The sequence below is a fragment of the Pseudomonas sp. GM25 genome (genome assembly GCF_000282255.1).
Classification (GTDB): domain Bacteria; phylum Pseudomonadota; class Gammaproteobacteria; order Pseudomonadales; family Pseudomonadaceae; genus Aquipseudomonas; species Aquipseudomonas aphyarum.
Genome location: NZ_AKJQ01000084.1, coordinates 1 through 23,847, shown reverse-complemented (window position 1 = coordinate 23,847; position 23,847 = coordinate 1). Strand labels below are relative to the sequence as shown.

Below are 23,847 nucleotides of genomic sequence, written 5' to 3'. Positions count from 1 at the left end.
TGGCTCGCCAGTGACCGTGACCTTGTCGAACGGCGCCGTGATCACCATCGAAGCCGGTAAAACCACCGGCACCGTGACCGTTCCTGCACCAGCCGATGACGTCTACAAGGACGCTGGCAACGTTCAGGCAACGATCACAAACGCCAGCGGTGGCAACTTCGAAAACCTGGTCACCAGCACCACACCAGCGGTAACCAGCGTTACTGACACCATCGACACCACCACCGTGAAGCTGACTGCGACCGCGACAGCTGCCGAAGGTGGCAACGTTGTCTATACCGCCACCGTCGGCGCGCCTGTAACTGGCTCGCCAGTGACCGTGACCCTGTCCAACGGCCAGTCGATCACCATCGAAGTCGGCAAAACCACCGGCACCGTCACCACCACCGCGCCTAACGACGTGTTGAATGGTCATGCACCACTGACCAACGCGATCACCAACGTCAGCGGCGGTAACTACGAGAACCTGGTTGCCGACAAGACTCCGGTTTCGACCACCGTCACTGACACCGTCGACACCACCAACCTGTCCCTGAGCGCTACCAATTCGGTCGCCGAGGGTGGCTCGATCACTTACACCGCAACACTGACCAATGCTGCGGGCACCCCGGTGACCGTGACCTTGAGCAACGGCGCCGTCATCACCATCGAAGCGGGCAAAACCACTGGCACCGTGACCGCTCCTGCGCCAGCCGATGACGTCTACAAAGACGCCGGCAACGTGCAGGCCACCATCACCAACGCCACCGGTGGCAACTTCGAGAACCTGGTCACCAGCACCACGCCAGCCGTGACCAGCGTCACCGACACCATCGACACCACCACCGTGAAGCTGACCGCGACCACGACGGCTGCTGAAGGTGGCACCGTCACCTACACCGCCACCGTCGGTGCGCCGGTGACTGGCTCGCCTGTGACCGTGAATCTGTCGAACGGTCAGTCGATCACCATCGAAGTGGGCAAAACCACCGGCACCGTGACCACCACCGCGCCGAACGACGCGTTGACCGGCCACACACCGCTGACCAACTCGATCACCAACGTTTCTGGCGGCAACTACGAAAACCTCGTGGCCGACAAGACGCCGGTCTCGACCACCGTCACCGACACTATCGACACCACCAACCTGACGCTCAGCGCGACCGGCACCGTGGCCGAGGGTGGCCAGATCACTTACACCGCAACTCTGACCAACGCTGCTGGCTCGCCAGTGACCGTGACCTTGAGCAACGGTTCGGTGATCACCATCGAAGCCGGTAAAACCACCGGCACCGTGACCGTTCCTGCGCCAGCCGACGACGTCGACAAAGACGCCGGCAACGTGCAGGCCACGATCAAGTCCGCCACCGGTGGCAACTTCGAGAACCTGGTCACCAGCACCACACCAGCCGTGACCAGCGTCACCGACACCATCGACACCACCACCGTGAAGCTGACCGCGACCACGACGGCGGCCGAGGGTGGCAACGTTGTCTACACCGCGACTGTAGGCGCACCAGTAACTGGCTCGCCTGTGACCGTGACCCTGGCCAACGGTCAGTCGATCACTATCGAAGTGGGTAAAACCACCGGCACCGTGACCACCACCGCGCCTAACGACGCGTTGACCGGCCACACGCCGCTGACCAACTCGATCACCAACGTTTCTGGCGGCAACTACGAAAACCTCGTAGCCGACAAGACGCCGGTCTCGACTACCGTCACCGACACCATCGACACCACCAACCTGTCGCTCAGCGCGACCGGCACCGTGGCCGAGGGTGGTTCGATCACCTACACCGCAACCCTGACCAACGCCGCTGGCTCGCCAGTGACCGTGACCCTGAGCAACGGTTCGGTGATCACCATCGAAGCGGGCAAGACCACCGGCACCGTGACCGTTCCTGCACCAGCCGACGACGTCTACAAGGACGCCGGCAACGTGCAGGCCACGATCACCAACGCCACCGGCGGCAATTTCGAAAACCTGGTGACCAGCAACACACCAGCCGTGACCAGCGTCACCGATACCATCGACACCACCACCGTCAGCATCACCGGCAGCACCTCGGTGACCGAAGGCCAGACCGCCAGCTACACCGTCAGCCTGACCCACCCGGCGCAAACCGAAGTGACCCTGAAAATCGTCTACAGCGGCACCGCCGCCGACGGTTCGGACTTCACCGGCGTGTACACCGTGAAGATCCCGGCCGGTGCCAGCAGCGCGCAGTTCAACGTTGCGACCATCGACGACAAGATCACCGAAGGCACCGAGAACTTCGTGGTCAAGATCGACTCGGCCACCGGCGGCAACTTCGAAAACCTGGCGGTCAGCAGCACCAATGGCAGCGTCAGCACCTCGATCATCGACAACGATGCTCCACCGGTCATCGACCTCGACGCCAACAACTCCAGCGGTGCAACGGGTGCCGACTACAAGGTGACCTTCACCGAGAACACCCCGGGCGCAGGCGTGTCGATTGCCGACACCGACATCAAGATCACCGACCCGGACAGCACCATGCTGACCGGCGCCACCGTCGTGCTGACCAACCGTCAGGACGGCGATGCGCTGAACCTGGGCAACAGCGTCAACGGCATCACCATCAATGCCAACAGCACCAACGGCACCGTCACCCTGACCCTGTCGGGCAACGCGACGCTCGCCGACTACATGCAGGCCATCAAGAACATCAGCTTCACCAACAGCAGTGAAGACCCGAGCACCGTGCCTCGGATCATCACCGTGACCGTGACCGATGGCGGCAACTACTCCAACACCGCGACCACCACGGTCAACGTGGTGGCAGTCAACGACGCGCCGGTCGCTGCACCGGTCAACGTCACCGGCACCGAAGACACCCCGCTGGTTCTCGGCTGGTCGACCTTCGGCGTCAGCGACGTCGACAGCCCGGCCAGCAGCCTGGGCGTGAAAATCACCCAGCTGCCGGGCGAAGGCAAACTGCAGTATCTGGACGGTTCGACCTGGAAAGACGTCGCCACCAACCAGACCTTCAGCAAGGCCGACATCGACGCCGGCAAGCTGCGCTTCCTGCCGGATGCCAACGAGTCGGGCGTGAACGGTTACGGCGGCACCGGCCTGGGCAACAACCAGGCTGACTATGCACAGATCAAGTTCCAGCCAACCGACGGCCAGTTGCTGGGCAACACCGGCACTGTGAAGATCGACATCACGCCGGTGGCGGATGCACCGACCCTGTCGGTCGCCGACAACAGCGTGAAGTCCACCGGGCTGATCAAGGAAGTCTGGACCGGTCTGTCGGGCCTGGGCACCGACGGCAGCGGCGCCAACTCGACCACCCTGAAAAACGTGATTGACGGCGCGGGCAAGCCGAACACCAGCGGCACCGTGAACAACGTGCAGTCCGACGGCAGTGTGACCGCCGGTACTGCGTCGAAAACCTCGGGCCTGATCTATCTGGAAGCCGGCAAGACCTACACCTTCAGCGGTACCGGTGACGACAGCCTGCTGGTGACCATCGGCGGCAAGAACGTGGCGTCCACAACGTGGGGCGCGGGCGGCAACCTCAACGGTTCGTTCACCCCGACCACCAGCGGCTACTACACCCTGGACATCTACCACCACAACCAGAGCGGCCCGGGCAGCTACGACGTCAACCTGTCGGTCAACGGCAGCACGCCGATCGACCTGAGCAGTGCCGGCGTGCCGATCTACACCGGCGTGCAGGATCTGGTGAATGCCGGCGTGACCGTCTCCGATCTGCACGGCACCAACGGCGAAGGCTATTACGACGGCTACAAACTCAACACCGGCGCCGAAGGCACCACGGTGAAACTGTCGTCGATCAGCACCGCACTGACCGACACCGACGGCTCGGAAACCCTGAGCATCAAGATCAGCGGCGCACCGGTCGGTTCGGTACTCAGCGACGGCGCAGGCCACAGCTTCACCGTGACCGCCACCAGCGGCGACGCCAACGTCACCGGCTGGAACCTCGGCACCCTGACCGTGACCCCGCCGACCTACTACAACGGCCAGTTCAACCTGACCGTGACCTCGACCTCCACCGAGGCCGTGGGCGGCTCGGCCAGCACCACCGCGACCATTCCGGTCACCGTGGTGCCGGCGGTCTACAACTCGATTGTCGCCACCTCGGCCGACGATACCGTCACCGGCACCGACGGCAACGACATCATCGTCGCCGACATCGGCGGCCTGACCGTGGTGCCGGGCACCAACTACAACATCGCGTTCATGGTCGACAGCTCGGGCAGTATGAGCGCCTCGTCGATCAACGCCGCCAAGGACTCGCTGACGTCGGTGTTCAACACCCTCAAGCAGAGCCTGGGCAGCAACTCCGGCACGGTGAACATCTTCCTGGTGGACTTCGATACCCAGGTCAACAAGTCGGTGTCGGTGAACCTCAACGACCCGAACGCACTGACCTTGCTCAAGGCCGTGCTGGACTCGATGGCGTCCGGCGGCGGCACCAACTACGAGGACGTGTTCAAGGCCACCGCGAACTTCTTCCAGAGCGCTGAAGCGGTGGCCAACACCGGGGCGAAGAACCTTACGTACTTCATCACCGACGGCCAGCCGACCTACTACCAGAGCAACGAGCAGACCAACCCGACGCTGTACGGCAACGTGAAGCTCGACGACGTGGTGAAAACCAGCAATTACAAGCTGGGCAGCAGCTTCGCCACCTACATCGACAGCACCCACTACCTGAGCATCAGCACCTCCGGTGAAGTGGTGCTGCAGACGCTCAAGAACGGCAACTGGAACTGGAACAGCCTGGGCACCATCCACGCCCAGGGTGACGGCACCTACGAAATCTCGAGCCTGGCGGGCAGCGGCAACAGCACCTCGTCGAACACCACCGACAACTCCGCCGCCGGTTTCGCGCTGCTGAGCGGTCTGTCGAACGTCGAAGCGATCGGCCTCAACAACGGTGTCAGCCTCAACGACCTGAAACCGTACGATTCGGACAAGACGCCGCAGACCAACATTGATCCGAAGGACTTGGCCAACTCGATCATCGGCCACACCGAAGCGACGATGCCGGGCAACGACACGGTCAGCGGTGGCGACGGCAACGACATCCTGTTCGGCGACCTGGTGAGCTTCAACGGCATTGCCGGCGAGGGTTATCAGGCGATGCAGGCGTTCGTGGCCAAGGAAACCGGAGTCGACGTCAGCAAAGTCACCACCAGCAACGTGCACCAGTACATCACCGAGCACTATCAGGCGTTCGATGTGTCCGGTGCCCACGATGGCAACGACACGCTGCTGGGCGGCGCGGGCAATGACATCCTGTTCGGCTCGGGCGGCAACGACCTGCTCGACGGCGGCAAGGGCAATGACATCCTGCTCGGCGGCACCGGCAACGACACGCTGATCGGTGGTCAGGGCAACGACATCCTGATCGGTGGTTCGGGTGCCGACACCTTCGTCTGGAAGGCTGGCGACACCGGCAACGACGTGATCAAGGACTTCAAGGCCAGCGAAGGCGACCGCATCGACCTGCGTGATCTGTTGCAGGGCGAGACCGGCAGCACCATCGACAACTTCCTGAAGATCACCACGGTCGACGGCGTGTCGTCGCTGCAAGTCAGCTCGGGCGGCAAGTTCAACTCGGGCGATGCCGCAGCCGCGACACCGGACGTGACGATCAAACTGGAAGGCAACAACTGGTCCACGGCCAACATTCACAATCTGATTGCCGGCAGCGATCCGACCATCAAGGTCGACCACAACAACAGCTGATGCGTGAACAACGGCCGCCACACTGGGGCGGCCGTCACGTTTGCGGCGCTTGTACCGGTGACGATTTCGTCGGCGCACCGCATACTCGCGCGCAGTTGGCTATGCTGCTGACAGCATGACGCTGGTCCATTTCCGAGGGATGCTCAATGTTTTACGTGCAACGCGATGCGCAGGGTCAGTTGATTCGCGTGGAAGCTGCGGCCTACGCCGAGGCCACGGAAACGCTGCCGGCCGACCACCACGAAATCCAGGCCTGGTACGCCAACGAGGCCGTGGAGAACAGCCTCAAACAGCTCAAGCAGAGCGACCTGGAAATGATCCGGGTACTCGACGACCTGATTCAGGTGCTGACCAGCAAAGGCGTGATCCGCGTCACCGACCTGCCGCCGGCAGCCCAGGCCAAGTTGATGGACCGGACCCAGGCGCGGGAAGCGCTGGGCGGGTTGAGTCAGTTGATCGATGAGGATGAGGGTGGGTTGATCTGATCCGTTTGATCGCTCCCACGCGGAGCGTGGGAGCGATCAGTTTGGCGCTGCATTATTTCCAGGGTTTTGGCTCGCCAAACAGCTGCCCCTGAACCCCATACAACCCCATCTCGCGAATCACCGACAATTCCCCTTCCGTCTCGACCCGCTCGGCAATCAGCGGCAGATCGATGCTGTGCGCCGCACGCTGGATCGCTTCGATGAACAGGCGCTTGTCACTTTCCTGATCGATCGCCCGGATGTAGCTGCCATCGATCTTCAGGTACGCCAGCCCGAGCCGCGCCAGGTTGCCGATCATGCTGAAGCGTCCGCCGAAGCGCTGCAGGCTCAGGGAGAAACCGAGCTCGCGCAGGCGGCGGGTCAGCTGTTCCAGCACCGCTTGTTCCGGCAATTGTTCCTCGCCGATTTCCAGGGTCAGGCGTGCGCCGAGGTTGGAATGCGTCCGCAGAATCTCGAACACTTTGTTCAACGCCTGCGGATCGGCCAGGGTCGCCGAGGACAGATTCAGCGCCAGGGACTCTTCATGGCCGGCCATCTGCTCCAGCACCCGCTCGAGCATCAACCGGTCCAGTCGCGCGGTCCAGCCAAAGCGCTCCAGCCACGGCAGGAAGCGTCCGGCGGGAATGGTCTGGCCCTGCTCGTCGAGCAAGCGCGACAGCACCTTGTAATGCAGCACCAGTTGCGTGTCCTGCGCCGCCACTACCGGCTGGAAGAACAGCTCGAAGCGCCGCTGGTTCAGCGCCTGATCGAGCAAGCGATGCCATGCGTGGTGATCGTCACCGACGTCCGCCACCAGGCTTTGATCGAGGCACGCCCAGTTCTGCTCGCCCTGCCCTTCGGCCTGGGCCAGCGCCTGATCACCAAGGCTGAGGACCGCTTGCGGCGAATCGCCGTGAGCGAACGGTGCCAGGCCGATGGAGGCCACGGCGGCCACGTCGGTGGCGCCTGTCGCGTGCAGACTGCTCAGCGCACTGTCGAGACTCTGCGCCAGTTGCAGCGCTTCTTCTCGGGTCAGCCCCGGCGCCAGCACGGCGAATTCACCGCCACGAATCCGGGTGACGAGGTTCTGGGTTTCCGGGTATTTGGCGCACTCGCGGGACAGTTGCTCGCCGACTGCCTTGAGCAATTCATCGGTGCGCTGACCGCCAAGACGCTGGTTCAGCCCGGCCAGATCCTTGACCCGCAACAGCAGCAGATATCCGGAGCTGGCCTGCTCCGGGTTGCTCACCCGCGCATTCAACTGCATCTCGAAATAACGCCGGTTGGCCAGCCCCGTGAGGTTGTCCTGATAGGACTCGGTGCGCAGTTTTTCACTGCGCTCGGCCTGCTCCTGGAACAGTGCCTTGAGCTTCTCGACCATCTGGTTCATCGCCAGCACTACGCGGCGCAATTCAGGCGTGCGCGGCAGGTCCGGCAGACTCAGGAACTCACGACGAGCGATGGCGTGGGATTGCTTGACCATGTAATCCAGCGGTTTCAGTTGCCGACGCAGCAACAACGCGCCCAGCACCGCACTCACCGCGCCACAGACCAGCAGCCAGCCAAGGCTGCCGAGCGCGCTCTGCCAGAGTTTGGCCAGGGCGAACATCGGGTGGCTGACCACCTCGACCCGCGCCGCCTGCTCCCAGCCACGGCTGACCAGCGCATCGCCACCGGCCGGCTCCAGGCCGATCAGTTTGACGAACCAGTCCGGCACGTTGGTGACCGCCGGAATGCCATTGCGCTCGACGATGGTCTGGTCGGTCTTCAGGTCGACCACGCGGATGCTCGAGTAATAACCGCTGTCGAAGATCGAACTGACCAGCAGCTCGACCATCGCCGGGTCATCGATGTTCGGCGTCAACGACAGCGCCAGCGCCGTGGCCGCATCCTGGGCGTGGGAGCGCAACTGGTTGACGTACTGGGTGCGCGAGCTCTCCAGACTGACCATGAAGCTGCCGGTGAAGGCGACCACCAGGAACAGACAGATAGCGATCAACAGCTGTTTGAACAAAGACATCTGAGCGCGTGCTCCTAGTTAGTCGTCTCGACCGGAAATCCTTCGGCCTGCATTTTCTTCAACACATCCTGCCAGCGTGACAGGCGTTTGGTGTCACCGACCTTCTTGTTGCCCTTGGCGCCCGGCAGGTACAACCCTTCGGCATTGAAAGAGTAGACCGGCAGCAAATCGGTTCGCTCGGCGGCCGGCTTGATCGGGTCGATCAGGCTGTCGAGCACCAGCGGCATGGCGTCAGGGCTGGAATAGTAAGTCAGGACCATGTGCGCGCGGTTCTGGCGCAGGGCCTTTACGTAGGTGATACGCAACTTGTCACTGGCCACACCGAGGTGGCGCAGGCTGAAATACTTGGCGATCGCGTAGTCTTCGCAGTCGCCGGCGCCTTTCCACAAGGCTTCGATGGGGGTTTCCCAATAATCGACCTCGTGCCACAGATCGATGTCTTCGACGTAGCGCATCTGTTTGTTGAAAAACAGGTTCACCACTTTGAGCTTTTCCATCTCGCTGACCTGCTTCTGCGTGGCCAGCAGGTTCTGCCAGGCATCGATCCGCTGTTGCCCGGCACCCAACGGCCCGTACAGTGCCGTGGCTTTGCGGCTGATCGCGGAAAAATCCCAATCGGCATGCAGGCCGCCCAGCATGATGCCGGCCAGCAGCAGCGCGCAGGCAAGCCAGCGCGCAATCCGTGGGATTGCGAAACGTACCGCCAATGCAAGGCATCCAGGGCAGAGAGGAAAGCGCTTGATGGTGAAGGTTAGCCCAGCAAAAAACAATGGCACCCTGAGATCATCGCTGGCGCGCTAAACTTCAGATGTGACAGGGTTCTTCTACACGGTTTGACAACCTGTAGAGCAATCACTAGTGTCCTTTGGATCCAAATCCGCAGTCATAGGGTGTGCAGTTGTGACCCAGAAGCCCAAGCCACTCCACAGCATCAAAGTCGAAGGCCCGATTCCCGCGCATCTGGCGCGCTCGGTCATCGAAGAAACCCTGCGCGCCGCGATTCTCGACGGACGCCTGCCCTGCGGCACCGCCGTGCGCCAGCAGGATCTGGCCGACCTGTTCGGTGTCAGCCGCATGCCGGTGCGCGAAGCCTTGCGTCAGCTCGAGGCCCAGGGCCTGCTCAACGTGATTGCGCACAAAGGCGCGGTGGTGGCGCCGCTGATTCAGGGTGACGCAACGGAAACCTATGAGCTGCGCATCCTGCTGGAGTCCGAAGCGCTGCGCCAGTCGATCCCGTTGCTGACCCCGGCCGATCACGAGCGCGCGGCCGGCTACATCGAAGAGCTGGAAATCGAACACGACTACACCGAAATCGGTCGGCTCAACCGTCTGTTTCACATGGCGCTCTACAGCAAGGCGCCCAATGGCCGGCTGTTGCGGCTGGTGGAGGACGGCCTGAATGAAGAAGAACGCTTCCTGCGCTTCAACCTCGAGGCCATGGGCCTGGGCAAACTCTCCCAGGACGATCACCGTGCGTTGTTGCAGGCCGTGAAAGAGCGTGACACCCCGCACGCCGTGACACTGCTGGAGCAGCACCTCAATCGCGGTGTCGAGGTCATCACTCGTTACCTCGCCAGTTCCGCCGGCCAAAGCCGCAAAGCGGCGCGCTGAATCTCTCTCCCGGGTGAGCTACCACTCACCCGGCGAATAACCCGCTTACAAATCCCCCCACCGGTCACGGTCATTTGCCGTGGCACATCGACGCCTGCGCTCTAACCTCCCCCCTGCTTTGAACAGCCCGGAATTTGCACCGCAAGGAAGTCATTTTCGACGATAGCCGCGGCGCCGATTTACGCGCACCCTTGAATCGCCAACCCAATATAGAACGGGGACGCGCCGCCCCGGCAGCAGTCCCCGCACCAGGAACCTACGGAAGGAGCCTTGTCACGGGAACAGGAAGAAACGGCGCCGTTACAGCCCGACTTCATCCCCTCATATTCATTCAATTACTCAATTGGAAAGTTGCTTCGAGTGAGGCATTCACTCTTGTCGTTCAATTTTGGCCATTAAACGCTGAAAGGAGTAACTACGCCCAAATAAAACTTAACTTATAAGTTTTATCAGACCCTCTCATACTTCAAAAACGGCCAACTAAAAATAATTAAAAATAAACTTGTTAAGTTGTTTTGCGATGTATTAGTTTTTCTTCGCCGAGTTTGGATCCGAAATGACAAACCCGGCACAACCTTGCAGTACGGCCTCGATTGCGACGGCTTGACCGTCCGCTGTAGTTTGGGCCCTTCAGACATTGCCTGCTTTCATCGAAACCGAATGAGGCTGTCGTTCGCCTGGAGAAACTTGTTCAACGTTATTAGCGATTGATTGAGCAACCCCTACTTCCCTATTAGCCAGAGTCTCGCAACCATGCCAACTAAAGAGCAACTTACACTAAAGAAAGCCGAACTCAGCGTTCATCCGATCTTCTCCGAAATCGATTCTTTGGCGACATTGCGCCGGTTCATGGAGTCGCATGTATTTGCTGTCTGGGACTTCATGTCGCTGACCAAGCGCCTGCAGCAGGAACTGACTTGCACGCGTCTGCCGTGGTTGCCGCCACGGGATCCGCACGCGGCACGACTGATCAACGAAATCGTGCTCGGGGAGGAATCGGACGACCGGCTGTCACACGGGCATTACAGTCACTTCGAACTGTACCTCGATGCGATGCGCGAAGTCGGTGCGGACACGACAGCGGTGGAGCGCTTTGTGACGCTGCAGCAGGAGGGCGTGAGTTACGACGTCGCCCTGCAAAGCGTCGAGGTTGATCCGGCTGCTGCGCGGTTCGTCCGTGACACTTTGCACACCGCACTGCATGCACCCGGTCACAGCGTTGCCGCCGCCTTCCTGCACGGTCGCGAGAGCGTGATTCCGACCATGTTCCAGCGCATGCTCGATGCCTGGGGCATTGGCGTCGAACAGGCGCCGACCTTCCGTTACTACCTGGAGCGACACATCGAGGTCGACTCCGATGACCACGGCCCGGCCGCAGAACAACTGCTGGATCGACTGGTGGACGGCGATCCGCAGCGCGAAGCCGAGGTCTACGCCAGCGCCATCGCCGCTGTGGAAAGCCGCATCGCCCTGTGGGACGGCCTGCGCCTGAGCATGCGCGAGCCGCTGGCGGAGGTGGCCCAATGAATGCCGCCGACTACCAGTCTTTCGCCGATGCCTGGGAAAGCCGCGCGACCATTCGCACCCGGCCACGCCGCGTGCTGGAGGACGACGCGCGGCTGATCTATCCACTCAGCCGCCAGCCGTTGGTGCTCAGCGAAACCTTCCTGCGCGAATGCCCGGAACAGCGTGATTTCGCCCTGGTGCAGACGCTGTACAAATTCATCAACGACGTGGTGATTTTCGAAACCGAGATCGTCGACAAAACCGCGCGCAGCATCGCCAAGAACCGCTTCGCCGTGCCCTTCCCGTTCGCCTGCCGCTACGACGCCATGACCGTGGTCGTAGACGAGGATTACCACGCGCTGGTGGCGATGGATTTCATGCAACAAACGGTGGCCATGACCGGCATCGAGCCGATCGAGCTGCCGAATGAAATCGAACTGAGCCGGGCGATTCCGGCCGCCGTCGAACTGACCCCGCAACACTTGCGCAGCGCCGTGGAACTGATCTGCGTGGCCATCGCCGAAAACACCGTGACCGGCGATGTCGCGGCGTTCGCCCGGGACGACACGGTCAAGCCGTCGATCAAGGGGCTGATGGCCGACCACTTGCTCGACGAGGGCCGGCACTCGAGTTTCTGGGCGCGGATGGTGCGCATCTACTGGCACACCGCGAGCGATGCGGATCGCGAATGCATCGCGCAGATCCTGCCGGTGTTCATCGGCCACTACCTGACCAACGACATCCAGAAGTCCTTCGACCTGCGCCTGATCGACGCCCTGCCAGTCAACGAGGCAACCCGCCGCGCACTGAAAGACGAGATGGCCGGGCTGGCCTTCCCGATCAATCGCCACCACCCGCTGGTGGGCAACATCGTGCGGTTTTTCCACAACAGCTCGCTGCTCGACACACCGTGCGTGCAGCACGCCCTGCGCGACTATCTGGTTTGACAAGGAGGCTGACATGAGACGTCTCGACATTTTGCTGAGGGGCCGCAGCCAGGCCTTGACCGACCTGGCGCAGGAGCTCGAACAACACGGTCATTCATTGCTGACAGGGACTGCTCCGTCGGTGGATCTGGTGATCGATGACGGCAGCCTTGCGCCGCAGGATCACGGCGTGCCACCGCACCTGACTTTGCGTCTGGGTATCGGTGCAACGGGCGCCGGCGGTTTGCCGGTGCTTGATCTGCTGTGCCTGTGCAACTCGACGCTGCTGAGCCGCGTGCCCATCGCCGACGAACCGTCCGGCAACGGTCAGGCCCTGCGCCAGCGAACACTGGCGCAGGTGGTGGACGAGGTGGCGCTGCTGGTCAGCCGCTTTTCCCGCGATGCCGAGTATTTCCAGCATGCGGCGCCGGCCCGTGCGCCGGACTTCGAGCAGGTGGAAAACCTGCTGTTTCTCGACAGCCTGGCTTATGTCCATCGCTTCAATGCCACGGCCAATTCGGCGTTGCTGCAACAGGCGCAGATCCCGGTGATCGAGCAGCTGCAACGGAGCCTGATTGAGCACGCTGAACGCCCGGCGCTGCATCTCGCCGAGCAGTCGATCAGCTATCGCCAGCTGCATGATCACAGCCGTGCAATCCAGCAACGCTTGCTGGCAATGCTGGAGACACAACCGCAACCATGGGTGGTGGGGATTTGCCTGCCGAAATGCGATGCGCTGTTTGCTTCGATTCTGGCCATTCTCGGCAGCGGCGCGGTGTACCTGCCGCTGGAGCCGAGCCATCCGCTTCAGCGTCAGCAGTACATTCTGGAAAACGCCGGGGCGGTGCTGTTGCTACACGACGGTGAACATCCGCTGAGCGGTTCGATGCCGGGGCTGGATGTCTGCTGCATCGACTGCACTGACGTCGATCTGTCGCAACCGTTGATGCGCCACCGGCCCGAGCTTTATGCGCCGTGCATGGCGCTCTATACCTCGGGCACCACCGGGCATCCGAAGGGTGTGCTGCTGAGTCAGGCGAACCTTGCGCACTTCACCGCGTGGTACGCCAACTACGTGCAGTTGCACGCCGAGAGCCGGGTGCTGCAGTTCTCGTCGCTGAGTTTTGACTCGTCGCTGATCGACATCTTCCCGACCCTGCTCGAAGGCGCAGAACTGGTGGTGCCCGACGACAACCAGCGCCGTGATCCGCTGCAACTGGTGGCGCTGATTCGCCGTCGGCAACTGACCCACGCGTTCCTGCCGCCGGCGCTGTTGAGCATCCTGCCGCTGGAGCAACTGCAAAGCGTCGGGCAAATCATGACCGGCGGCGACGTCTGCGAGCCGTTCGTGATCGAGCAACTGACCCGCCAGGGCAAGCTGCACAACCTCTACGGTCCGACCGAAGCTACGGTGCTAATCACCGCGCGCCAACTGCAACCGGGCGACAGCAATCGCACCCTCGGCGGGCCGATTGCCAACAGTCAGGTGCTGATCCTCGATGACGATCTGCAACCGGTGCCGGAGCAAACCGTGGGCGAGCTGTTCATCGTCGGCCCCGGCGTTTGCCTGGGTTACCTGAACAATCCGCAGCAGACGGCGGAGCGCTATCTGGATCTGGAGTTGCCGGACGGCCAGCATCTGCGCGCCTACCGCAGCGGCGACATGGCCAAGTGGGGCGAGGACGGCATCGAGCTGTGCGGACGCCGCGACAATCAGGTGAAGATCCGCGGCTTCCGGGTCGAGCCGGAGGAGATCGAGCGCTGCCTGCGCGAGAGTCAGCTGTATCGGCAAATCGCCGTGGTGATCGACAGTCAGCGGCGGATTCTGGCGTTTCTTGCCCAGCCGCAATCGGATGCCGCGCGCGAGTCGTTGAAAGCTCACGCACAGCAGTTTTTGCCCGACTACATGCAACCGGTGGCATGGACGGAACTGCCGAACATGCCGTTCGCCGCCAATGGCAAAGTCGACCGTAAGGCCTTGCTGGAACTGCCGGTCAGCGTGCAGGACAGCGGCCCGAAATGCCTGCCAGCCAACGCCGACGAAGCGCTACTGCTGGAGATCTGGGGCGAGTTGCTGGAGCTGCCGACCAGCGACATTTCCACCGACGAAAGCTTCTTCAATCTCGGCGGTCATTCGATTCTGCTGTCGCGCATGCTCCTGCGTCTGCGGGAGGAGTTCGGTCGCAGCATTTCGATCAACCGCTTCATCGAACTGCCGACCATCACCAAGCTCGCCACGCTGGTGCGCGGCACCGACGACAGCGCGGTACTCAGCGCCCAGGCGATGGCCGACGCCGAGCGAGCGCTGGACATCGAGCCGTTGCCGATCAGCCGCATGGGCGATGTGCACAAGGTGATCGTCACCGGCGCCAACAGTTTTGTCGGTGTGCATATCGTCGAGGCGCTGCTGGGATGGGGCGCCAGCGAAGTCGCATGTCTGGTGCGCGACGGCGGCGGGCAAACGGCGGCGCAGCGCTTTGCCCAGTCGTTGCGAGAGAACCGGCTGGAGCACTTGGACCTGAGTCGGGTGCGGGTCTATTCGGCGGACATCGCACGGCCGCAACTGGGCCTGGCCAATGAGGATTTCGAGCGACTGGATCGCGAGTTCGGCGCGCTGGTGCACAACGCCGCCAACGTCAATCACGTACTCGATTACGAGTCGCTGGCGGCGGACAACGTCGAGCCGATTTTCGAACTGCTGCGGCTGTGCGAAGGGCGCAGCAAGAAGGTGTTCAATTTCGTCTCGACGCTGTCCGCCTCCAGCACCGTCGACGACGCAGGCCGGGTGCTGGAACTGCCCGCCGCACCGACGCCGCCGATCTACATCCGCAACGGCTACAACCTGTCGAAATGGGTCGGCGAACGCATCCTCGAACGGGCGCGGGAGCGTGGGGTGCGGGTCAATCTGTATCGGCCCGGCAACATCAGTTTCAACAGCCTCAGCGGCGTGTGCCAGCCGCACAAGAACCGTTTGATGCTGATGCTCAAGGGCTCGATCCAGCTCGGTCAGGTGCCGGCCTTCGCACTGAATTTCGACCTGATGCCGGTGGATTTCCTCGCCCGTTTCATCGCCTTCCACGCCAGCCGTTATTCGGCCGAACGGGCGGTGTTCAACCTGCACAACCCGGAGCCCTTGAGCTGGGATGCCTACGTCGCGTCGTTCCGCGAAACCGGCAGCGAGTTTTCGCTGGTCAGCGTCGCCGACTGGCAACAGCAACTGGGCCGGGTCGATGCCGACAACGCGCTGTTCGGCGTGCTCGGTTTCTACCTCAACGGCTTCGAGGAAGACATCGGCGACATCTCCCTGATCGGCCACGCCAATGCCCAGGCCGGCGTGCAGCAGATGGGCGCGCACTACCCGGAAAAATCCCCGGCGCTGCTACGTCGCGGCTGCGACTACCTGAAAGAAATCAACTTCATCTGACTCATCAACCAAGGAGCAACACCATGAGCAATCTTCAACCCGACACCCTGATCAAAAACCCTCACGGCTGCCACGTCGTGTCTTCGGTGGAAGTGCCGGTGGACGCCAGACAAGTGTGGGCAGTGGTCGGCAAATTCGACGGTTTCGACCGTTTCATTCCGGCGCTGTCGCACATCGAAATGACCGGCGAAGGTGTGTCGTCGCTGCGCAAGAAGTTCTTCAAGGATGGCAACGTGGTGGTCGAGCAGCTCAACTCCCGGGACGACCAGGCGCTGAGCATGACCTGGACCACGATCTACAACACGCTGGGCGTGGCCAATCTGTGGGCGGCGATGAATGTGGAATCGCTGGGCGCGGGCAAGTCGCGGGCGACCTGGACGATCATCGCCGAGCCGGCAAGCGGCGGGCCCGAGGCACTGCCGGGGTTCAAGGATTTCGTCCAGGGGTTTGCCGATGACGCGATGGGCAATGTGCTGAAGCTGTTTGTGTAAGGCCTGAAAAAGCCCGCTGCGGATCACTCCGCAGCGGGCTGTTTTTTGACCGCAAGCAATCAGATCTTGAAGCTGTCCACCAGCTGTTTCAAACGGTTGGCCTGCTGCGACAACGCATCGCAATCCTTCAACGTTTCATTGAGGTTGGCAACGCTCTGCTGGTTCAGCAGGTTGATCTGGTTGACGTCGACGTTGAGGGTTTCCACCACCGCAGTCTGCTCTTCGGTAGCGGCTGCCACCGACTGGTTCATGCCGTCGATTTCGCCGATGCGCTGGGTCACGCTGACCAGACGCAGACCGGCCTGGTTCGCCACTTCAACGCTCTCTTCGCTGGACGCCTGACTGGCGTTCATGGTGGTCACCGCTTCGCGGGAACCGACCTGCAGCGAGGTGATCATCTTGTGGATCTCTTCCGCCGATTCCTGGGTGCGGTGAGCGAGGTTACGCACCTCGTCCGCCACCACCGCAAAACCGCGCCCGGCTTCACCGGCACGGGCCGCTTCGATGGCCGCGTTGAGCGCCAGCAGGTTGGTCTGCTGGGAGATGCCTTTGATCACATCGAGAATGTGGCCGATGTTGTCGGTGCTCGCATTCAGGGTTTCGATCTGGGTGCACGACAGGCTGATCTTCTGCGACAGCTCGGTCATGGCCTGAATCGTCTGCTCGACCACCTGACGACCGTCATCGGCCTGCTCGCTCGCGCCGCTGGCGTGTTGCGAAGCGTCGGCCGCGTTACGGGCGATTTCCTGGGTGGCGGCACCCAGTTGATTGATCGCCGCAGCGACACTGTTGGTGCGCGCGCTTTGCTCGTCGGAGCCGATGATCGAGGCGTTGGACGATGCCATCACCCGTTGCGACAGGTCGTGTACGTGGCGAGTCGCGGAAGACACTTCGGAAATGGAGGCGTGAATCCGCTCCACGAACTGGTTGAACGAACTGCCCAACTCGCCGAACTCGTCTTTGCTTTCCACTACCAGACGACGGGTCAGGTCACCTTCACCCTGAGCGATGTCCTGCATCGCACGGCCCATGGTGATCAGCGGACGCATCAGGACGGTGATCAGCAAGCTCAGGAAGACTGCAATCGCGCCGACGGCGACGAACATTGCGATCAGTGCCGAGGTGCGGAACTGGCTGAGTGCGGCGTAGGCCTTGTCGCGATCAATCGACAGACCGATGTACCACTCGGCATTCGGCAGACCTGCGACCGGGGTGAACGACAGGATGCGCTCCTGACCGTTGAGCACCACATTCTGGTTGCCCTTCTGGATACGCACATCGGCGTTCGGGTAGATGTCCTTGAGGTTCTTCATGACCTGGTCTTTATCCGGGCTGACGATCACCTGACCGTCACCGCTGACCAGGAACGCGTGGCCCAGGCCACCGAAGTCCACCGAGTTGATGATCTTCACCAGGGTTTCCAGGCTCAGGTCACCGCCCACGACGCCGAGCAGCTCGCCGTTCTTTTTCACCGGCATGGCGATGGTCACTACCAGACCGCCAACGGCGGCCATGTATGGCGGGGTCAGCATGGTCTGGTCAGCGGCCACGGCCTGTTTGTACCAGGGGCGCTGACGCGGATCGTAGCCGTCCGGCATCTTCGCGTCAGGGCGTTGGGTGAACACACCGTTGGCCTGGCCGACGTAGGTGAACTGGAAGTTCGAGGTGAAGGCCGGTTGATCGACGAGGCCCGGGAAGTCGGCGTTCTTGCCTTGATGGGCGACGTTCTGCGCGAGGTTTTCCAGTACCAGAATCCGCCCGCTCATCCAGTTCTGCACACTGCTGGCGGTCAGGTCGCCGGCCTGCTGGACCGAGGACTGGAGGTTCTGGCGAATGGTGTTTCGCTGCAGATAGTCGTTGTACAAAGTGAACAGCGCGAACGCCAGGACCACGACGCCCGAGGCGGCCAGCAGGATTTTATGGCTGAACTTGAGATTCATTTCATGGGACTTCTTATGCCAAAAGTGGGGATGCGTTCCGGATGCAACATTCCATGTACAGCGCAGGCAGCGTTCTGATGGCTGCTCTACTTTGGTGCACGCATGTCTCACCAGTCTGTCGGCACGCTTCGGAGAAAACTTAGGGCTTTGCAGGAAATGGACGGCATTTCTGCCAGATTCCCGCCGAACGGCGTGCCAGAGCGTTCGCCTGTCATTTTTTGATGACTGTTTTACAGCGCCGGTTGCAAATTCTGTAACCCTTGATGACAATGCGACTAATTATCATTTGTGACGTTCGGGCTGTCGCGTTCATGTCCTCACCTGAGTTTGCAGTACAGGCGCTTTACAGTAGTCATCACGGCTGGCTCAACGGCTGGTTGCGCGCGCGGCTGGGCAATGCCGCCGATGCGGCGGATCTGGCTCAGGACACGTTCGTGCGCCTGCTGCAGCGCACCGAGCGTCTGGAACTCAAGGCACCTCGCGCATTCTTGCGCACGGTTGCTCGGGGTTTGGTGATCGATCATTGGCGCCGTGAAGAAATTGAACGCGCCTATCTGGAAACCATCGCCCATTTGCCTGAAGCCGAAACCCCGAGTGCCGAATCCCGCGCCTTGGTGATCGAACTGCTCGAGGGCATTGCCCGCATGCTTGAAGGCTTGAGGCCAAAAGTGCGTCAGGCATTTCTGCTGGCGCAGTGCGAAGGTTTGACCCACAAGCAGATCGCCGAGCAGATGGGACTGTCCCTGCGCTCGGTAGAACGCTACGTCGCCGACGCCCTGTTTCACTGCTACGTGCTGCGGTACGAAAACTGATGCCGGTGGATAACCTCTCGCTTGGCCGTCGCGCCGAGCCACCGCAGCAGGTGGTCCGACAGGCCATTCACTGGCTCCTGCGTCTGCGCAACAACCATGGCAATCCGCGCCTGAATCGCCAGTGCGAACAATGGCGCGCCGAACACCATGATCACGAACTGGCCTGGCAACGGGTGCAGTCTCTGCAAGCCGAACTGACCCACAATCTGCGCGCCGTGCCCGGTGCGCAGGTGGCGTTCAACACGCTGGAAAACAGTGCGCAGGGGTTGGGTCGACGTCAGGCGTTGAAGCTGTTGTCCGGCGCGCTGCTGATGGGTTCAGCGGGATGGCTGGCCAGCGATACTTCCGCCTGGCAACAGTGGAGCGCCGACTACGCCACCGCCACCGGCGAGCGCCGTGGCTTCCAGCTGCCGGACGGCACGCGGATCGAGCTCAACACCGCCAGCAGCGTGGATCTCGACTACACCGCACAGCAACGGCTGATCAGACTGACCCGTGGCGAAATCATCGTCACCTGTGGCGGTGCCGATGAAGGTGCGCCGTTTGAACGACCGCTGCGGGTGCAAAGCCGTCATGGCAGTTACGAGCCGATCAAGGCGCGATTCATTCTGCGCCAGGAAGATGGATGCACGCGCCTGAGCGTCACCAGTGGCCGGGTCGCGATTCACTCCGCTGGCAACTCGACAGAGGCCATCGCCGGTCAGAGCTATCTGATCGATCACCATCAAATTCGCCCGGCGCCGCCGCTGGACATGGACGCCGGTGCCTGGGTCGACGGGCTGATCGTGACCCGCAACATGCGGCTGGGCGACTTCCTCAGCGAAGTCGGCCGATATCGTCAGGGTTTTCTGAGCTGTGCGTCGGACATTGCGGATTTGCGCCTGTCCGGCGTGTTCCGTCTTGAGGACACCGACAAGCTGCTGGCGATCCTGCCGCAGACCCTGCCGGTGCAATTGCGCTACCGCACTCGTTGGTGGGTGACACTGGAGTCTGCGGCCTGAAATTATTTTGGCGGGTTTTCGTGGCAAGTCCGGCTTAGTCAGTAAGCACTTCAACTCAGCCTTCGCGACTGCCTACGGAAACCTACAATGACTGCGCGCGTTACCTGTAAGAACCCTCTGAATTTCTCTGCCGAATCCGGCCTGTTGCGCCACGCCGTTCGGGCGGCGCTGTTTTCTACCGCCCTGGGCGTTGGCGTGTTGCCAAGCCTGAGCATCGCGGCCAATGCCAGCGAGGTCAGCAGCCACCGCTACAACATCCCCGCCGGGCCATTGGGCGAGGCGCTCAACCAGTTCGCGCGTCAGGCGGGCATCACGTTGTCGATGACGCCGCAGCAAACCCAGGGCCGCCAGTCACCGGGTGTACAGGGTGAGTATTCGACCGATCAGGCCTTGAGCCACTTGCTCGGCGGATCAGGTCTGGAGGCGGTCAGCCAGGACGGCAGCAGCTATGTGTTGCGCTCGGTCGCGGAAACCGAAGCACTGGCTCTGCCGACCACGGACATCAAAGGCTTCGCCCTCGGCAACGCGCTGGGCAGCATGGACGGCTACAACGCGACGCACAGCCAGATCGCCACCAAGACCAGTACCGCGCTGCTGGAAACTTCGCAAAGCGTGTCCGTGGTTACCCGCGAGCAAATGGACGACCAGGGCTCGCAAACCGTGTCCCAGGCCATGCGTTACACCCCCGGTGTGCTGACCAATCCTTACGGCGCCACGCACCGTTACGACTACGTGGCAATGCGCGGCTTCAACGATGGTTCGGTGGATAACATCTACCTCGACGGCCTCAAGTCGATGGGCGACAGCGGCACCTACAGCACTATGCAGGTGGACCCATATTTCCTTGAGCGTGTCGATATCCTGAAGGGCCCTTCGTCGGTGCTCTACGGCCGTAGCTCGCCGGGCGGTCTGGTGGCGCTGACCAGCAAGAAGCCGCTGTACGAGGCCTATCACCAGGTTCAGGCCACCGTCGGCACTCAGGGCCAGCGCGGTGTCGGTTTTGACTTCAGCGGACCGGTCGATGACGACAAGCGTATCGCCTATCGTCTGATCGGTTTGACGGATCAGTCCGACACGCAATTCGACCACAACAAGGAAAAGCGCTTCGCCCTCGCACCAACCGTCAGCATCGATTTCAACGAAGATACTTCGCTGACCCTGCAGGCGTATCTGCAGCATGACCCGGATGGCGGCTACCACGGTGGCGTGCCGGCCGACGGCACGATTCATCAGCGCAACGGCAACCGGATCTCGCCGCATTTCTTCGAAGGCGAGCCGGGCATCGATGGTTACTCCCGTGATCAGCAGTCGTTCGGTTACCAGTTCGAACACCGCTTCAATGACGTCTTCACCGTGCGGCAGAATTTCCGCTACCTCGACTCCAAAGTGAACATGGATCAGGTGTATGCCTATGGCTGGACGTCGCCGACCAGCAACGAACTGAATCGCTACTACACCGGCGGTGACGAGCGTCTGCACGCGTTCATCGTCGACAACATGCTCCAGGCCGAGTTTTTCACCGGCGCGACCAAGCACACAGTGCTGATGGGGGCGGATTACCAGCGGCGTAAAACCGTAGTCGACTGGACCAGCGGCGGCCTGGCGCCGATCAATGCGTTCAACCCGGTGTATGGCAATTCGGCTATTACGCCATACGGCGAGACCAGCTATCTGCGGCGTCTGGAGCAGACCGGCGTTTACCTGCAAGACCTGATCGAGATGGACAAGTGGCGCTTCTCGCTGGGGCTGCGTCAGGACTGGGTGGAAACCTCCGACGAAAACCGCATCGCCGAAGCGGGCCGTCCGGTTGGCACCGAGATCAATGATCGACGCACCAAGCTCACCGGTCGTGCCGGCGCGCTGTATCTGTTCGATAACGGCCTCGCGCCGTACGTCAGCTATTCCGAGTCGTTCAACCCGAATTCCTACGCTGACAGCGCCGGCAATCCGCTCGCACCGACCGATGGAACGCAGTGGGAAATGGGCCTGAAGTATCAGCCGCCGGGTACCGACAATCTGTTCACCGCCTCGTTGTTCCGCATCGATCAGGAGAACCTGGCGACCAAACTGCCGCAGGAAAACTTCTATCGCGCTGTAGGCGCTGTCCGCTCTCAGGGACTGGAACTGGAAGCGCACATGCAGTTGACCGACAACCTCAAAGTCCTCGGCAGCTACACCTTCACCGACATTGAATACTCAAAGTCGATGACCAGCACCTTGAGCACACCGACCAATTTGATCGAGAACAAGGGCAACTCGCCAACCCAGGCGCCGCGGCACATGGCATCGCTGTGGGCGGACTACAAGTTCGACAGCGCGGCACTCGATGGTCTGCGACTGGGCGGCGGTGTGCGTTATGTCGGCTATAGCTGGGCGGATGCAGAGAACACCATGAAGGTGCCGTCCTACACATTGTTCGACGCATCGATTGGCTATGACCTCGGCAAGGTCGGTCTGAAGGGTGTCGACGTACGCCTGAATGCAAACAATCTGACCAACGAATCCTACGTGGCCTCCTGCGCCAGTCTGGACTTCTGCTACATGGGCGAAGAGCGCAACGTCGCCGCGACGGTCAGTTACCAGTTCTAAGCCTTTGTCTTGTGCATAAAAAAGCCAGCCCCTGATTTCAGGGGCTGGCTTTGTCGTATCTGTGGGGGAATTTTCATGCGTTCGTTTCTGGTTTTATTGCACCGGTATATCGGATTGGCCACGGCGGTTTTTCTTCTGCTGGCCGGGATCACTGGCAGTATTCTGGCGTTCAACCATGAGCTGGATGAGTGGTTGAATCCGGAGTTTTACGCGGCTTCGGCCGAGGGGGAGCGTCTGCCGCCAGGTGGGCTGGTTGATGCGGTGCAATCGGCCCATCCGAAGTTGCAGGTCTGGTACATGGAGTACCCGAATGAGGCAGGCCACACGGCATTGCTGGCGGCGGTTCCGCGAAATGATCCGGCGACGGACGAACCCTTCAAAGAACGCAATGAAGTGTTCTACCTCGACCCGGTGAGCGCAGAGCAAAAAGGTCAGCGTTACTGGGGCGAGTGCTGTTTCCAGCGTGAGAACTTCGTTCCGTTCATTCTTGAGTTTCACTACAACCTGACACTGCCCGGTAACTGGGGTTTGCTGTTGATGGGGTTGGTGGCCATCGCCTGGGTAATCGATTGCTTCATCGCCCTCTGGCTGACGCTACCGCGGGGTAAACCGTTCTGGAAGAAGTGGTCGAACGCCTGGAAGATCAAGGGCGGGCATGCCTATCGACTCAACTTCGATCTGCATCGGGCAGGGGGCTTGTGGCTGTGGTTGTTGTTGCTGCCGATCGCCGTCAGCAGCGTGGCGATGAACCTGCCGAGCCAGGTCTTCAAACCCGCGGTGTCGCTGTTTTCTCCGATTGAACCGAGCGTGTATGAAGCCCGAGGGCGAATGCCTGCCGAAGAGCTGGGGATCACTCGGTTGAGTTATCAACAGGCATACGAAAGGGCACAACAGGAAGGCAAAAGGTTGGGGCTGACAGCGGCGATCGGCGAGTTGTATTACAGCTTTGAGTACAACTTCTACGGTGCCGGGTTTGGGCAGCATGACACCGAGGCCCACGGTAAATCCTGGTTGTTCTTCCACGGTACTGACGGACGATTACTGGGGCAGGAGATCGCAGGAAAAGGGACGTTGGGAGAGCGGTTTTATCGGTTGCAGTTGCCGATACATGGGGGACGGATCATAGGCTTCACCGGACAAGTGATGATCGCGGTATTGGGTGTTCTGATTGCGGTGTTGTCGGGGACTGGCGTCTACATCTGGTGGCGCAAATGGCAGGCTCGTCGGAGCAGCAAGGCACGCAGAGCGGTTTGAAAATCGGATTTTTGTGGGCACTGAAACGACAAAACCCCTGTCTGCGTTAGCAGACAGGGGTTTCGGAATTCAATCTTG

At 61.3% G+C, this 23,847-nt stretch carries 13 protein-coding genes and 1 pseudogene; 11 read left to right on the top strand and 3 right to left on the bottom strand.

Features of this window, described 5'->3' with window-relative positions; translation table 11 throughout:
• Both PMI24_RS28125 and PMI24_RS28120 read left to right on the top strand, forming a co-directional pair.
• Nucleotides 1–5,731: pseudogene (locus tag PMI24_RS28125) on the top strand (LapA family giant adhesin); the annotation flags it as partial.
• Between the two features lie 146 nt (nucleotides 5,732–5,877).
• Nucleotides 5,878–6,216, top strand: a complete 339-nt coding sequence (locus tag PMI24_RS28120; protein WP_007960236.1) for a hypothetical protein — start codon at nucleotides 5,878–5,880, stop codon at nucleotides 6,214–6,216.
• A gap of 52 nt (nucleotides 6,217–6,268) precedes the next feature.
• On the opposite strand, the gene lapD is transcribed toward PMI24_RS28120, so the two are convergent.
• Both lapD and lapG read right to left on the bottom strand, forming a co-directional pair.
• Nucleotides 6,269–8,215, bottom strand: a complete 1,947-nt coding sequence (gene lapD, locus PMI24_RS28115) for a cyclic di-GMP receptor LapD (protein ID WP_007960235.1) — start codon at nucleotides 8,213–8,215, stop codon at nucleotides 6,269–6,271.
• A gap of 14 nt (nucleotides 8,216–8,229) precedes the next feature.
• Nucleotides 8,230–8,922: a cysteine protease LapG gene (gene lapG / locus PMI24_RS28110; RefSeq protein ID WP_007960234.1), complete on the bottom strand. Its 693-nt coding sequence runs from the start codon at nucleotides 8,920–8,922 to the stop codon at nucleotides 8,230–8,232.
• Nucleotides 8,923–9,115: 193 nt separating this feature from the next.
• Here lapG and PMI24_RS28105 point away from each other — a divergent pair, with 193 nt between their 5' ends.
• The 5 genes from PMI24_RS28105 (at nucleotide 9,116) to PMI24_RS28085 (ending at nucleotide 16,173) form a co-directional block, all read left to right on the top strand.
• Nucleotides 9,116–9,826, top strand: a complete 711-nt coding sequence (locus PMI24_RS28105; protein ID WP_007960233.1) for a GntR family transcriptional regulator — start codon at nucleotides 9,116–9,118, stop codon at nucleotides 9,824–9,826.
• 753 nt (nucleotides 9,827–10,579) lie between these two features.
• Nucleotides 10,580–11,353 (top strand): DUF3050 domain-containing protein, encoded by a 774-nt coding sequence (locus PMI24_RS28100; RefSeq protein WP_007960232.1) that lies wholly within the window; start codon nucleotides 10,580–10,582, stop codon nucleotides 11,351–11,353.
• Nucleotides 11,350–12,279 carry a diiron oxygenase gene (locus PMI24_RS28095; protein ID WP_007960231.1) on the top strand — a complete coding sequence of 310 codons (930 nt, stop codon included), beginning with the start codon at nucleotides 11,350–11,352 and terminating at the stop codon, nucleotides 12,277–12,279. Before PMI24_RS28100 ends, PMI24_RS28095 begins: the two co-directional genes overlap by 4 nt.
• A gap of 13 nt (nucleotides 12,280–12,292) precedes the next feature.
• Complete coding sequence (locus PMI24_RS28090) at nucleotides 12,293–15,682, top strand: non-ribosomal peptide synthetase (RefSeq protein ID WP_007960230.1); 3,390 nt, start codon at nucleotides 12,293–12,295, stop codon at nucleotides 15,680–15,682.
• Nucleotides 15,683–15,705: 23 nt separating this feature from the next.
• Nucleotides 15,706–16,173, top strand: coding sequence for an SRPBCC family protein (locus PMI24_RS28085; protein ID WP_007960228.1), 468 nt, complete (start codon nucleotides 15,706–15,708; stop codon nucleotides 16,171–16,173).
• Nucleotides 16,174–16,232: 59 nt separating this feature from the next.
• Here the strand turns inward: PMI24_RS28085 and PMI24_RS28080 are convergent, their stop codons facing one another.
• Nucleotides 16,233–18,113 (bottom strand): methyl-accepting chemotaxis protein, encoded by a 1,881-nt coding sequence (locus tag PMI24_RS28080; protein WP_007960226.1) that lies wholly within the window; start codon nucleotides 18,111–18,113, stop codon nucleotides 16,233–16,235.
• Nucleotides 18,114–18,424: 311 nt separating this feature from the next.
• Between PMI24_RS28080 and PMI24_RS28075 the strand changes: the two genes are divergently transcribed.
• The 4 genes from PMI24_RS28075 to PMI24_RS28060 all read left to right on the top strand — a co-directional run bounded on the left by PMI24_RS28075 (nucleotide 18,425) and on the right by PMI24_RS28060 (nucleotide 23,769).
• On the top strand, nucleotides 18,425–18,925 hold the full coding sequence (locus PMI24_RS28075) for a sigma-70 family RNA polymerase sigma factor (protein ID WP_007960223.1): 501 nt from the start codon (nucleotides 18,425–18,427) through the stop codon (nucleotides 18,923–18,925).
• The gene (locus PMI24_RS28070; protein WP_007960221.1) at nucleotides 18,925–19,926 is read left to right on the top strand and encodes a FecR domain-containing protein; all 1,002 of its coding nucleotides are present in this window, start codon (nucleotides 18,925–18,927) and stop codon (nucleotides 19,924–19,926) included. Before PMI24_RS28075 ends, PMI24_RS28070 begins: the two co-directional genes overlap by 1 nt.
• A gap of 87 nt (nucleotides 19,927–20,013) precedes the next feature.
• Entirely contained in the window at nucleotides 20,014–22,515 is a 2,502-nt protein-coding gene (locus tag PMI24_RS28065; RefSeq protein WP_007960219.1) for a TonB-dependent siderophore receptor, read from the top strand.
• 75 nt (nucleotides 22,516–22,590) lie between these two features.
• A complete protein-coding gene (locus PMI24_RS28060; RefSeq protein ID WP_007960217.1) occupies nucleotides 22,591–23,769 on the top strand; it encodes a PepSY-associated TM helix domain-containing protein in 1,179 nt (392 codons plus the stop codon).
• Nucleotides 23,770–23,847: the final 78 nt, after the last annotated feature.